Source organism: Bacillus cereus group sp. RP43 (genome assembly GCF_040459645.1).
GTDB classification, from domain to species: domain Bacteria; phylum Bacillota; class Bacilli; order Bacillales; family Bacillaceae_G; genus Bacillus_A; species Bacillus_A mycoides_C.
The window spans coordinates 1197349-1210181 of the sequence record NZ_JARVHQ010000001.1 but is presented as its reverse complement, the minus strand read 5'-3'; the positions used below and the strand labels follow the sequence as shown (position 1 = coordinate 1210181).

The following is a 12833-nucleotide window of genomic DNA, read 5'->3' as shown; positions in this document are numbered from 1 at the left end:
ACTTCATTCAAAAAAAATAATGTATTGTATTTGAAAATCCATATTTTTCGCCAATAAAAATATCTTGTTTACTTTCCACTTTACAGAGGAAAGTAAACAAGATTTTTCTGTTACAGCATATTTAAGAAACGATCAGAGACAACACCTGTATCTTCAGGTGTACGGCAAATAATTAAGCAAGTATCATCACCACAAATGGTTCCGATGATCTCATCCCACTCTAAATGATCAATAAGTGCCCCCAGTGAATGAGCGTTACCAGGCAATGTTTTTAGCACAAGCATATGTCCTGCCGTGTCTAATTTTACAAATGAATCCACTAGATTTCGTTTTAATTTTTGCAACGGATTAAACCGTTGATCTGCTGGCAAGCTATATTTATAGCGACCATCATGTAATGGCACCTTCACTAAGTGCAGTTCTTTAATATCGCGCGATACTGTTGCTTGCGTTACATTAAACCCCACATTACGTAAAATATCAACTAGTTCATCTTGTGTTTCAATTTCTTTGTTCGCAATAATTTCCCTAATTTTAATATGGCGCTGACCTTTATTCATACATTTGCACCTCACACTATCTCTTACCATAGTTTAATCATTGGTATACTTCACTTATTTATGTTAACGTATAATCCGTTACTTGTACACAATTGTTTTTACAATCATTATACAATTACAACAAAAAGAGGAACAACATATGTTATTCCCCTTTTCCTTTTTGTTTTAGAACATCATGCGCCTCTGTAACAACTTGCTCAATAGAAACCGGAGAATGATTTTCGCCATTCTCACGCTCACCGTGCCACTTTAGATGAATTAAAAATTCAATATTTCCATCTCCGCCTGTAATTGGTGAGAATGTTAAACCTTCGACATTATAGCCTTCCTTAAGAGCAAAATCGACAATCATTTCCACGACAGCTTCATGTACTTTTCTATCACGAACAATGCCTTTTTTCCCGACTTGTTCTCGTCCAGCTTCAAACTGAGGTTTAATCAATGCAGCTACATCACCATTTGGCGTAAGCATTGTTTTTAAAACCGGCAATATAAGCCTTAATGATATAAATGACACGTCAATACTTGCAAACTGCGGTAAACCACGTTCTAAATCTGCCGGTGTCACGTAACGGAAGTTCGTTCGTTCCATCACAACAACACGCTCATCTTGACGCAATTTCCACGCAAGTTGATTATATCCTACATCTAATGCATAAGATAACTTCGCCCCATTTTGAAGCGCACAGTCTGTAAAACCACCAGTTGATGAACCAATATCTATCATAACTTTATCTTTTAAATCAAGTTGAAATGCTTCTAATGCCTTTTCAAGCTTATAACCACCACGGCTTACATACGGCATAACTTGCCCTTTCACCGTAATCTCCGTATCTTGCGAGATTTTCTCCCCTGGCTTATCGAGTCTCATTTCATTCGCATATACAAGACCTGCCATAACAGCACGTTTAGCCTTCTCACGCGTTTCTATAAGTCCTCGCTCTACTAATAGTACATCTACTCTTTCTTTTTTTACGCTCATTTGTTACGCCCTTTTTTGTTTTGATGGAATCATTGTATGAATACGGTCTACAACAGCATCTGTCGTTAAACCAATTTCTTCTAACAGTTTTGTTACACTACCATGCTCTATGAAGCGATCAGGAATACCCATTCGTTCAATTAAAGCACTATGGTATCCGTTCTCAGAAGCAAATTCAACTACTCCCGTTCCAAAGCCACCGATTAAACAAGCCTCTTCAATCGTTAAAATCGGTATATTTTTCCCTAAAAGCTCATGTAAATATGCCTCATCCATCGGCTTAATAAAGCGAGCATTCACTACTTTCACTGATATTCCAGCTTTTTCAAGACGCTCTGCTGCTTCCATTGCCATCGGGATTGTCGTACCAAACGTTAAAATTGCTGCTTGTGTGCCTTCTTTTAACGTTTCCCATGTACCGATTGGAATCGCCTTTAATTCTTCATCCATTTGAACGCCAAGTCCATTGCCGCGTGCATAACGTAAAGCAATCGGTCCATCTTCGTATTGCATCGCTGTATATACTAAATGTTGTCCTTCATTTTCATCTTTCGGCATCATAAGTACCATATTCGGCAAATGACGTAAAAACGAGATGTCAAATACACCTTGATGCGTTTCACCGTCTGCTCCAACTAATCCAGAACGATCTATTCCAATGAAAACATTTAAATTTTGGCGACAAATATCATGAACAACTTGGTCATATGCTCTTTGTAAAAACGTTGAATAAATTGCTAAGAATGGCTTCATTCCTTGCGTTGCCATACCAGCCGCCATTGTTGTAGCATGCTGCTCTGCAATACCTACATCAATCATGCGATTCGGAAATTCTTTTTGGAATTTCTCAAGTTTCGATCCAACAGGCATTGCAGGCGTAATTGCAACGATACGTTCATCCGTTCTCGCTAGCTTAAGCACTGTTTCACTAACAACAGCACTCCATGCTGGTGCAACTTCCTTCGGTTTAACGAAGTCACCTGACTCAATTTTATACGGTCCTGTTCCATGCCAAGTTCCAATAACGTCACTCTCAGCTGGTTTATAACCTTTTCCTTTTTTCGTAATAACATGAACAAGTACTGGGCCTTTTGTTTTCTTTGCATATTGCAACGTTTCGAATAACTTTTCATAATCATGCCCATCGACCGGACCTAAATATGTAAAGCCTAATTCTTCAAAAAAGACGCCTGATACTAGTAAATATTTTAGACTATCTTTTATTTTCTCTGCTGTCGCAGCAACTTTTCCGCCAACTGCTGGGATTTTCTTCAATATATACTCTAATTCATCTTTTACCCAATGGTACTTCCCTGCGGTACGTAAACGACCAAGTACATTATGAAGCGCACCGACGTTTGGTGCAATTGACATTTCATTGTCATTCAAAATAACAATCATGTCCGTTTTTTCATGACCAATATGGTTTAATGCCTCTAAAGCCATTCCGCCTGTTAATGCACCATCGCCAATGATTGGTATAACGTATTCTTCCGTTTTCTTTAAATCACGCGCTAGAGCCATTCCCATTGCAGCAGATAGTGACGTCGAACTATGACCAGTTTCCCAAACATCATGCTCACTCTCGCAGCGTTTTGGGAAACCACATAGACCTTGGTATTGCCTTAATGTGCCGAATTCTTTCGCACGCCCTGTTAAAATTTTATGTACATAGGATTGATGTCCTACATCCCATAAAAACTTATCTTTCGGACTATCAAATAATTTATGCAGAGCAATTGTGAGTTCTACTACACCTAAATTAGGTGCAATATGTCCACCTGTTTGAGAGAGCTCTTCAATTAAAAACTTACGAATATCCTCACTCAATCCCTCTAGTTCACTAATAGACATATCTTTCAAAAAACTAGGGTTTTGAATTTGCGTTAGATCCACACGGATCACTCACTTTCATTTCATAATCTGTCAACATGTCAAATATTATAAGAAACATTTACACAACACAAGAAATTCTCTTTCCATTCTTTTTATCTTGTCCTGCTTTCAGAAAACACTTCCATTTTTTTCACTTATCATATTATACATCATATTTCTTTACGCGATGAAAAAAATAGCCGCTAACACGAAGTGATAACGGCAATGTAATCTACATATATTTTTGCCAATAACAAGAAAAGAAAAACCTTTTCCTACAGTTATATCATAAAATGATGAATGACTCAACAAATGAAAACGCTGTTATATTAGTTATTACGTTTTGCGATTAAATCACAAATAGATAGTAAATATTCATCTTGTAATTGCAAGGAGCTAATAGAATCTTTTGCTTTTGCAATTGTCTCCTCTAAAATAGATTTTGCTCTATCTACAGCAAATAACGTCGTATATGTGCTCTTTTCGTTGGAAGCATCACTACCAATCGGTTTTCCAATCTCTTCTTCTGTTCCTTCTACATCCAAAATATCATCTCTAATTTGGAAAGCTAGACCGATATATTTCGCAAATGCAAGTAACTTCTCTTCTTGCTCTTCTGTAGCATCAGAAAGTATCGCCCCTGCAAGTACAGCAAACTCAAGCAGTTTACCTGTCTTATGCCTATGAATGTACTCTAATTCATTAATTGTAAGTCGTTTTCCTTCAGCTTCCATATCTGCCACTTGTCCAGCAACCATCCCTTCAGGTCCTGCTGCTTTCGCAAGCTCAAGTACAAGTCTTACTTTTTTTTCAGCAGAGATTTCTTTTTGCTCATATGCCATAATAACTTGAAAAGCATATGTCAACAAACCATCTCCTGCTAGAACTGCCATTGCTTCACCAAATACTTTATGATTTGTAGGCTTTCCTCGTCTTAGATCATCATCATCCATACAAGGTAAATCATCATGAATTAACGAATATGTATGAATCATTTCAAGGGCACAAGCTGCACCCACTCCAAGATTTTTTTCTTTCCCAAACGCTTGTAACGTTGCAAATAAAAGTAACGGGCGGAGACGTTTCCCACCCGCTTCCAAAGAATATGCCATCGCTTCACGAAGCACCTTTGGACATTGTAATTCATTTGCATAGCTTACAAGCTTTTCTTCTACGAAAGTTTTACTCTCTTTCAAAAAAGCATCAAAAGCTATATGTGTCACTATGCTTCATCTCCTAAAGCAGTAAACGGTTTAAGCTCTCCATCTTCCCCAAGGATAACTGCCATTTGTTCTTGTACATCTTTCAATTTCTCATCACAAAGCTTAGATAATTCCATGCCTTCTTTAAAATAAGAAATCGCTTCCTCTAAAGGTACATCACCTTGTTCAAGCTTAGAAACGAGATGCTCAAGTTGCGAAATTGCTTCTTCAAAGCTTAACTTATTTTCCATTATTCAATTCACGCTCCTCTATGCTTGATACACTACAATCTAGTATTCCATCTTGTAATTGAACCGAAACAGCATCTCCAAGGCTAACATCTTTCACGCTTTTTAATACTTGTTTCTCTTCATCGTATACAAGCCCATACCCTCTCATCATTACTTTAAGCGGGCTTAATACCTCAAGCTTTTGAGCCGCTCTCACAAATACGAACTCTTTCGTTTGAAGTAATGTTTGCATTTCACGTTGCAACTGCTTTTGCAACGTTTCAATTGCCGTTTTCGTTTGTATAATTTTTTGAGATGGGTGGTGCTTTTCTAAATAAAATGAAAGTTGCTTTAATTGATTTACTTTTTTATCTATATAACGCTCTTTCGCTAAAACAAGTTGTTCAAGAGCCCTGTCTAGCTGCTCTTCTTTTTGCTCGTACACTTGCCTTGGATAACGGAACGCATAAGATTTTTGTAACACTTGCAGTTTTTCTTCTTTTTTATGTACTCTCTCTCTCATTGCTCTTTGCAATCTCAGAGTTCTTTGTAATACCTTTTCTTGTAACTCTATAGTATTAGGTACCGCCAGCTCAGCTGCTGCAGTCGGTGTTGGTGCACGTAAATCTGCGACAAAATCTGCAATTGTAAAATCTGTTTCATGGCCTACAGCCGAAATAATCGGAATCTCACTTGTAAAAATTGCTCTTGCAACTACTTCCTCATTAAAGGCCCATAATTCTTCAATAGAGCCTCCACCACGTCCAACAATTAAAACATCAATATCTCCCATTTCATTCGCTGTACGAATTGCTTGTACAATCGAGGGAGCTGCTGACTCCCCTTGTACAAGTACAGGAAACACAATAACATTTCCAATTGGATAACGACGTTTAATCGTTGTTATAATATCGCGAATCGCTGCTCCTGTTGGCGACGTGATTACACCTATTGTTTTAGCATACGGAGGAATTATTTTTTTATAAACTTGAGAAAACAAGCCCTCTTCCTCTAAACGAACTTTTAATTGCTCATAAGCTAAATGCAAGTTTCCAATTCCATCAGGCTGCATGTCTTGAATATAAATTTGATAAGAACCACTCGCCTCGTAAACAGAAATCTTTCCTTTTACAAGTACTTTCATTCCATTTTCCGGTCTGAATTTAATGTTACGATTATGACCCGCAAACATAACCGCTGCAATTCTTGCATTTTCATCTTTCAATGTAAAATACATATGACCACGACTATGATATTTAAAGTTGGAAATTTCTCCTTTTAACCAAACAGACTGTAAATGCGGATCATACTCTATTTTTGTTTTAATATAGCGTGTTAATGCTGTAACGGTTAAATATTGTTTCTCCATTGCTCTCTCCTCATAGCCGATTCAAATTATTGACAAACAACACCTGCACGCTTTGCAGACTCCACAGTGTTGTGAAGAAGCATTGTAATAGTCATTGGGCCGACTCCTTTTGGCACAGGCGTAATGTATCCCGCAACGTCTAATACATTGTCAAAATCAACATCACCACAAAGTTTGCCTGTTTCTAAACGGTTAACACCAACATCAATTACAACCGCACCTTCTTTAATATAGTCAGCTGTTACCATTTTCGGTCGTCCAACGGCTACGATTAAAATATCAGCTAACTTCGATAATTCTTCTATATTTTGCGTCTTAGAATGACAATATGTGACAGTTGCATTTTCATTTAAAAACAGTTGCCCCACTGGTTTACCAACAATATTACTTCTTCCAATTACAACAACATGTTTTCCAGAAATATCAAGATTCGTTTCTTTTACTAATTCTAAAATGCCATGCGGTGTACATGGAAGGAATGTGTCTTGTCCCGTCATCATACGTCCTACGCTGATTGGGTGAAATCCATCTACATCCTTTTCCGGTGAAATTCTTTCAATGATAGCTTTTTCTTCAATATGTTTTGGTAAAGGTAATTGTACCAATATGCCATTAATGCGGTCGTCTCCATTTAAGCGATCGATTTCAGCAAGCAAACGCTCCTCAGCAATCGTTTCAGGAAGTTCAATTAGCTCTGAATAGATTCCTACTTGCTCACAGCCTTTTTCTTTTCCTTTTACATAAGAACGAGATGCTGGATCTTCTCCAACTAAAATAACTGCTAATCCTGGTACAATCCCTTGCTCTTTTAACTTCACAACTTCTTCTTTTAATTGTGCTCGTTTTTTCTCCGCAACTTCATTTCCTTTGATGATTACTGCTACCATTTTAAGTTTCCCCCTTAAAGAAATTACAGTGTATCTTTTATATTAGATAAAACGCCGTTAATAAAACGACGAGATTCCTCATCCCCAAATGTTTTTGCGATTTCAATTGCTTCGTTAATTGTTACATTGTGTGGAATTTCTTCCATGTATTTCATCTCACACACAGCTACACGTAAAATACTGCGATCAACAATACTAATACGCTCAAGCTTCCACTTTTTTAAATTTTGACGAATTGCTGCGTCAATCTCTTCTTTGTTGTCTACAAATCCTACAACAAGTGATTCTAGAAACTCATTTGTTTCTTCACCTTCATCTAGCGTATTTTCCACCGCTACTTTCGGTTCTAATTCTCCTGTAATATCCATTTGATATAATGCTTGCATTGCTCTTTCTCTAGCCGTCCTACGTTTCATTGTAACTCTCCTTTATACTTCAAGTCTTTCCTTATGCTTTGTTATATTATTATAATTTATAAGCCGTCAATTCACTTACTCTTGCAGTTTTCATTGATTTTCCAACCTTATAATACAATGATAATAACACAATTTATCGTTTCACACACGGGGTACAAGGCTGAAAAATAATAAAAAGATTAACTTCAAGTTCCATATCTTATCACAATGTACGTTTTTTGGAAAAATGAAACATTCCCTTTTATATTTCTTATTTTTTGAAATAGTATAATAATTAGAGGGTTTTAATTTGTGAAGAAATGACACGATAAAAAAGATGCCTATTTTACTAGGCACCTTTTTTCACTCTTACACTGGTTCGATTTCTGTTTTTTGTGTTTCGAATGTTACGCCAACGATGTGAACATTCACTTCTTTTGGCTCAAGTCCTGTCATTGTAAAGAGTGCTTGGCGAATATTGTCTTGAATTTTTTGTGCAACAACCGGAATTGCTACACCAAAATACATCACAACATAAAGGTCAACAATAATATCTTCGTTTGCTAATTCAACCTTTACACCTTTACCATGATTTTTCTTACCTAACTTCTCAACAACATCTGTAGCAAAATTACCACGCATTGCCGCTACACCTTCTACTTCAGCAGCTGCAATACCTGCAATTACTTCGATTACTTCTGGTGCAATTTCTACTTTTCCAAGAGTTGTATCTTGACCCATATCTAACATATGTTCAGCCATGAAAAAAACCTCCTTTAATGTATCACTGCGTCACAAGTTCATGCTCTTCCAAAAATTTCGTGTTAAACTCACCTTTTACAAAATCAGGATGATCTAGCAATTGCAAATGGAACGGGATTGTTGTATGTACGCCTTCAATGACAAACTCACTGAGCGCTCGCTTCATTTTTGCAATTGCCTCTTCACGTGTTTTTCCGTGAACAATTAATTTAGCAACCATCGAATCATAGAAAGGTGGTATTGAATATCCCGGATATACAGCTGAATCGACGCGAATACCAAATCCGCCTGGTGGTAAGTACATTTCTACTTTACCTGGAGATGGCATAAATTTTTTGGCAGGGTTTTCCGCATTAATTCGACATTCCATTGCCCAGCCATTAAATTGTACTTCTTCTTGCTGTAACGATAACTTTTCTCCAGAAGCAACAAGAATTTGTTCTTTAATTAAATCCATCCCTGTTACCATTTCAGTAACTGGATGTTCAACTTGGATTCTCGTATTCATCTCCATGAAATAAAAGCTTTTCGTTTTATATTCATAAATAAACTCAACCGTACCAGCACCTGTATAATCAACCGCTACCGCCGCTTTAACTGCTGCGTCACCCATTTGCTTGCGAATATTCTCATCAAGTGCAGGTGATGGACTTTCTTCTAATAGTTTTTGCAGACGGCGCTGAATTGTACAATCACGCTCTCCTAAATGAATGGCATTTCCATGTGTATCTGCCATTATTTGAATCTCAACATGGCGGAAATCTTCAACGTACTTCTCCAAGTATACACCAGGGTTCCCAAAAGCGGTACTAGCTTCTTGCTGTGTAATTTGAATTCCTTTTACAAGCTCTTCTTCATGGCGCGCAACACGAATACCTTTTCCGCCGCCACCTGCAGTTGCTTTAATAATAACTGGATATCCAATTTGATTAGCAAGCTCGATCGCTTCTTCGGTATTTTTAATAATCCCTTGTGAACCTGGTACAATCGGAACCCCTGCTTCTTTCATTGTATCACGTGCAACGTCTTTTGTGCCCATCTTTGAAATAGCTTCTGGGCTCGGACCGATAAAAATCAAGTTACACTCACGGCATAATTCTGCAAAATCTGCATTCTCTGCTAAAAATCCATATCCCGGATGAATTGCATCACAACCTGTTAATTTCGCAACACTAATAATGTTCGTCAAATTCAAATAGCTTTCTTTTGAAATCGTTGGTCCAACACAATACGCTTCATCTGCAATTTGCACATGAAGTGACTCTTTGTCTGCTTCTGAATAAATTGCAACTGTTTCAATATCCATTTCTTTACAAGCACGAATAATTCGTACAGCAATTTCCCCACGATTGGCTATTAATACTTTTTTTATCATCACAAAGACTCCCTTATTACGCTTTTACAAGAAATAGCGGTTGTCCATACTCAACAAGCTGTCCATTATTAACAAGAATTTCAACGATTTCGCCCTCTACATCTGCGTCAATTTCGTTAAATAATTTCATAGCCTCAACAATACATACGATAGAATCTTTCGATACTCTGTCCCCAACACTTACATATTGAGGTGTATCAGGCGAAGAAGAGGAATAAAATGTCCCTACCATCGGTGATGTGATTTTATGTAGGTTTTCATTTTGAACAGCTGTCTTCTCTTCTTGTTTTGGCGCTTCTACTTGCGCTGCCGCTACTGCTGTTTCTACTTCGACAGATGCTGCTGGCTGTACTACCTGTTTCGTTACCGGTGCTTGCACAGTAACTACTTCATTACCACGTTTTTTCATTTTGATTGTTGTACCGTCTTTTTTGTATTCAAATTCATCAATATTAGAGCTATCAATTAATTTAATTAATTCACGAACTTCTTGAATTTTAAACATGTAAAATCCACTCCCATACTCTTGTTTGTCCCGTTTTTACAGATTGGCATCAAATTGATTTACTGTAAAAATACGATGCATTCTATTAGAAAATTTATTCCTATGACATTTACTAATAGAAATATTTACTATTCCCATCTTACGCTAAATTTTTTAAACATTCCAATTTATATTTCTTTATTATAAATCGAAATTCCTGTAAAAATATTATTCCACTAAAAAATTATTACCTAGTAATAATACCAAGTTTCACACGAAATTGGCAAGACCACTTCCTAAAAAACATTCTTTACTTTTTCAAAACTGTACAGTGTAAAAACATAATTCCCTCAGCATTCTTCATTTTATCTACGGTGAAAAAACATATTTTTACCAAATATTATTTTTTTGTTTACGTGCCGTTCATTCTTCCTTCATAAAAGAATAGTATGTTCAAAGTGTAGAAAATTTATTGTAGTGAGGTGTGGACATATGATATGGCTCATCCTTTTCTTTCCTGCTGTAGTGATTTGGGCATTGGTCCTCTTCATCCACGTCAAATCTGGAAAAAGTAATCACCATCATCATGAACCATTAATCTTTTACTCACAGCGTATTTCCCCGTTTCCAATTGAAAATACTAAATACAATTGCAAAGATGACATAGAAAAAAGCTATCGTTTTCGATAGCTTTTTTCTATTATTCTTTTATCTAATTTGAAGCAAAAGCACCTATTATAATTAATATGCCACTTTATTTTACTGATGGATCAAATTTCACACCTACATCTTTTGAACCACCTTCACTTCTTACGAGCTGAATAATTTTATTCGCTTCTTTTTGTGAATGCTTTGCCGATTTAACTGTCACTTTAATGTCCGTTCCATCAGCTCTTACAAGAGCATCTTTATATCCACCTTGAGATTTAATCACTGTCTCAAGTAATTGTTGCTTCGTTTCCATTGTAGTGATTGCATCAAGATTATCTTTCGCTTTACTCTTTTCTTCTGCTGAAGATTTTGATGACTTCATTACATTTTGTAACTTTTCTTTCTCTACACTACGCTGATCTTCCATTTGCATACGTAACGCTGTGAAATTCTCATCGCTTGATTGAACTGTTACGCTAGCCTCTTTTTTACTTGTTTCTTTTTTGTCATTCTCTTTTTTGTCTGTTTCTTTATTTGTAGTTTCCTTGCTTGTATTTTCTTTTGTTGTCTCTTTATTTGTAGTTTCTTTCGTTGTTTCTTTTGTAACTGCTTTATCAGCACCTTGCTTTTCTTGTCCCATCTTTTCACCCGTTGCCGGTGCTGCTGTATTCATTTTATCAGGAGTTGTTACATAATAAACAGATAGCACAACCACTAAACTTAACATCGTTAATAGCCAAACCGTTTGTTTTTTCAACACTTTATTTCCTCCCTATCAATTTTTCGGTGATACTGAAACGCGATGAGCTGGTACATCTAATAATCGCGTCACTGCTTCTTTTACCATTGCTTTTATTTGTATATTATCCACTCCCTTTGCTACGACAAGAACACCTCGTACTTTCGGTTTCTCTGTTCGCAAAACAATTGGAGTTTCTTTATCACCTTCACGTATAATGACGGTCTTTTCATCAAGAGACTCGTCCTCTACTTCCCTTTTACCGCCTGCTTTATCAGTTTCACCTGTAGTTTGTGAACGTTTTACTGTATTTTTCTCGAGTATTTTTTCTTCAGATGAATCTAAGTTCACTTTAATAGTTACATCTTTTACTCCGGCTATCTCTTCTAAAGAAGCTTTCAATTCTTGTTCATACGCTTTTTCATATTTTTCTACATTTGACATATTATCATTGTTTTTTTGACCGAAAGTTGGCACATCTTTATCTTGGCTTTGACTTGTCTTTTCTTTAAACACAGGTACTTCTTCTTTTTTAGGTGATAAGAAATTACTAGAAAACATAAGCGCAATCCCAAGTATGAGTAGGACAAGCAAAAACTTAGGTGTTACCTTTTTCCCCTTCTCATTATTTTCTTTTTCATCCCCATTTAATAAGTTTCGAAAAAATGAGAACCTCGAATTTTTATCTTTATTGTCCATTTACGCTACCTGTCCTCCCTTCCATCTGAACTTGGATTTGTTTATCCTCTAGTTGCCACCTGCTTGAAAAGAATTTTTCCATTTCTACATTCGTTTCTTCTAATTTTTTTGGTGGTTCTTTCGTATTAATTTCAATTGACTTTACTGTTTCGATTGCATCATTTTTACTGCTCTCTTTTTCTTTCAACGTCACAACAACAGATTGAATATCTTTCGCTGACTTTACTTCTTCTGCATGTTCCACTGCGACTATTTGTATTTCAGAGACTGTCATACCATACTTTTTCTCAAACTCTTTTCCTACGTCTTTTTTCATTTTGGTAGCCATCTCTTCTAAACTATATGCACGTGTTAGAGCTTGTATTTCTTTTTTCTTCGAATCTATCGAATTTTTTACAGATCCTTCTGCTACGTACTTTTCTTCATTAAAATTCGCAATAACTTCATTTACATCTGTTTGTAACAACTTAAATAGAGGCGTTAAAATTAGTACGACTAACAATAGACTTACAACGAATTTAACGTACTTTTGCAAATTTGAATTTGGAAGAATAAGATGAAGCATTGTCGCTAAGAGTAAAAAAACGATAATATTTCTAATCCACTCTGTAACAAATTGCACA

15 protein-coding genes are annotated in these 12833 nt (G+C 36.4%); 1 reads left to right on the top strand and 14 read right to left on the bottom strand.

Translation table 11 applies throughout. The features are described 5' to 3' along the window. Positions 1-110 precede the first annotated feature (110 nt). From argR to accB, 11 genes are all read right to left on the bottom strand, one after another. Positions 111-560: an arginine repressor ArgR gene (gene argR, locus QCI75_RS06375; protein WP_001032584.1), complete on the bottom strand. Its 450-nt coding sequence runs from the start codon at positions 558-560 to the stop codon at positions 111-113. A gap of 142 nt (positions 561-702) precedes the next feature. Further along, the gene (locus tag QCI75_RS06370) at positions 703-1542 is read right to left on the bottom strand and encodes a TlyA family RNA methyltransferase (protein WP_353760095.1); all 840 of its coding nucleotides are present in this window, start codon (positions 1540-1542) and stop codon (positions 703-705) included. 3 nt (positions 1543-1545) lie between these two features. Beyond that, entirely contained in the window at positions 1546-3438 is a 1893-nt protein-coding gene (dxs, locus tag QCI75_RS06365) for a 1-deoxy-D-xylulose-5-phosphate synthase (protein WP_002111749.1), read from the bottom strand. Between the two features lie 308 nt (positions 3439-3746). Next, on the bottom strand, positions 3747-4640 hold the full coding sequence (locus tag QCI75_RS06360) for a polyprenyl synthetase family protein (RefSeq protein ID WP_144504922.1): 894 nt from the start codon (positions 4638-4640) through the stop codon (positions 3747-3749). Next, positions 4640-4870, bottom strand: a complete 231-nt coding sequence (gene xseB / locus QCI75_RS06355; RefSeq protein WP_000428422.1) for an exodeoxyribonuclease VII small subunit — start codon at positions 4868-4870, stop codon at positions 4640-4642. The genes QCI75_RS06360 and xseB overlap by 1 nt, the downstream gene beginning before the upstream one ends. Next, positions 4860-6218, bottom strand: coding sequence for an exodeoxyribonuclease VII large subunit (xseA, locus tag QCI75_RS06350; RefSeq protein ID WP_002122424.1), 1359 nt, complete (start codon positions 6216-6218; stop codon positions 4860-4862). The genes xseB and xseA overlap by 11 nt, the downstream gene beginning before the upstream one ends. Positions 6219-6244: 26 nt before the next feature. Beyond that, the gene (gene folD, locus QCI75_RS06345; RefSeq protein WP_070144817.1) at positions 6245-7105 is read right to left on the bottom strand and encodes a bifunctional methylenetetrahydrofolate dehydrogenase/methenyltetrahydrofolate cyclohydrolase FolD; all 861 of its coding nucleotides are present in this window, start codon (positions 7103-7105) and stop codon (positions 6245-6247) included. 23 nt (positions 7106-7128) lie between these two features. Next, positions 7129-7521 carry a N utilization substance protein NusB gene (gene nusB, locus QCI75_RS06340; RefSeq protein ID WP_002067080.1) on the bottom strand — a complete coding sequence of 131 codons (393 nt, stop codon included), beginning with the start codon at positions 7519-7521 and terminating at the stop codon, positions 7129-7131. Positions 7522-7869: 348 nt separating this feature from the next. Beyond that, positions 7870-8262: an Asp23/Gls24 family envelope stress response protein gene (locus QCI75_RS06335; protein ID WP_000807630.1), complete on the bottom strand. Its 393-nt coding sequence runs from the start codon at positions 8260-8262 to the stop codon at positions 7870-7872. A gap of 22 nt (positions 8263-8284) precedes the next feature. Continuing rightward, positions 8285-9637, bottom strand: coding sequence for an acetyl-CoA carboxylase biotin carboxylase subunit (accC, locus tag QCI75_RS06330; RefSeq protein ID WP_002122429.1), 1353 nt, complete (start codon positions 9635-9637; stop codon positions 8285-8287). Between the two features lie 16 nt (positions 9638-9653). After that, positions 9654-10142, bottom strand: coding sequence for an acetyl-CoA carboxylase biotin carboxyl carrier protein (gene accB, locus QCI75_RS06325; protein ID WP_002129047.1), 489 nt, complete (start codon positions 10140-10142; stop codon positions 9654-9656). 471 nt (positions 10143-10613) lie between these two features. Here accB and QCI75_RS06320 point away from each other — a divergent pair, with 471 nt between their 5' ends. Further along, the gene (locus QCI75_RS06320) at positions 10614-10811 is read left to right on the top strand and encodes a DNA recombination protein RecO (RefSeq protein WP_098776552.1); all 198 of its coding nucleotides are present in this window, start codon (positions 10614-10616) and stop codon (positions 10809-10811) included. 64 nt (positions 10812-10875) lie between these two features. Here the strand turns inward: QCI75_RS06320 and QCI75_RS06315 are convergent, their stop codons facing one another. Genes QCI75_RS06315 through spoIIIAF form a run of 3 tightly spaced genes read right to left on the bottom strand, consistent with a single transcriptional unit; the run spans position 10876 to position 12832 of the window. Beyond that, positions 10876-11532 (bottom strand): SpoIIIAH-like family protein, encoded by a 657-nt coding sequence (locus tag QCI75_RS06315; RefSeq protein ID WP_144504919.1) that lies wholly within the window; start codon positions 11530-11532, stop codon positions 10876-10878. Positions 11533-11547: 15 nt separating this feature from the next. After that, entirely contained in the window at positions 11548-12210 is a 663-nt protein-coding gene (gene spoIIIAG, locus QCI75_RS06310) for a stage III sporulation protein AG (protein ID WP_070144819.1), read from the bottom strand. Further along, positions 12200-12832, bottom strand: a complete 633-nt coding sequence (gene spoIIIAF, locus QCI75_RS06305; RefSeq protein ID WP_144504917.1) for a stage III sporulation protein AF — start codon at positions 12830-12832, stop codon at positions 12200-12202. The genes spoIIIAG and spoIIIAF overlap by 11 nt, the downstream gene beginning before the upstream one ends. Between the last annotated feature and the right edge of the window lies 1 nt (position 12833).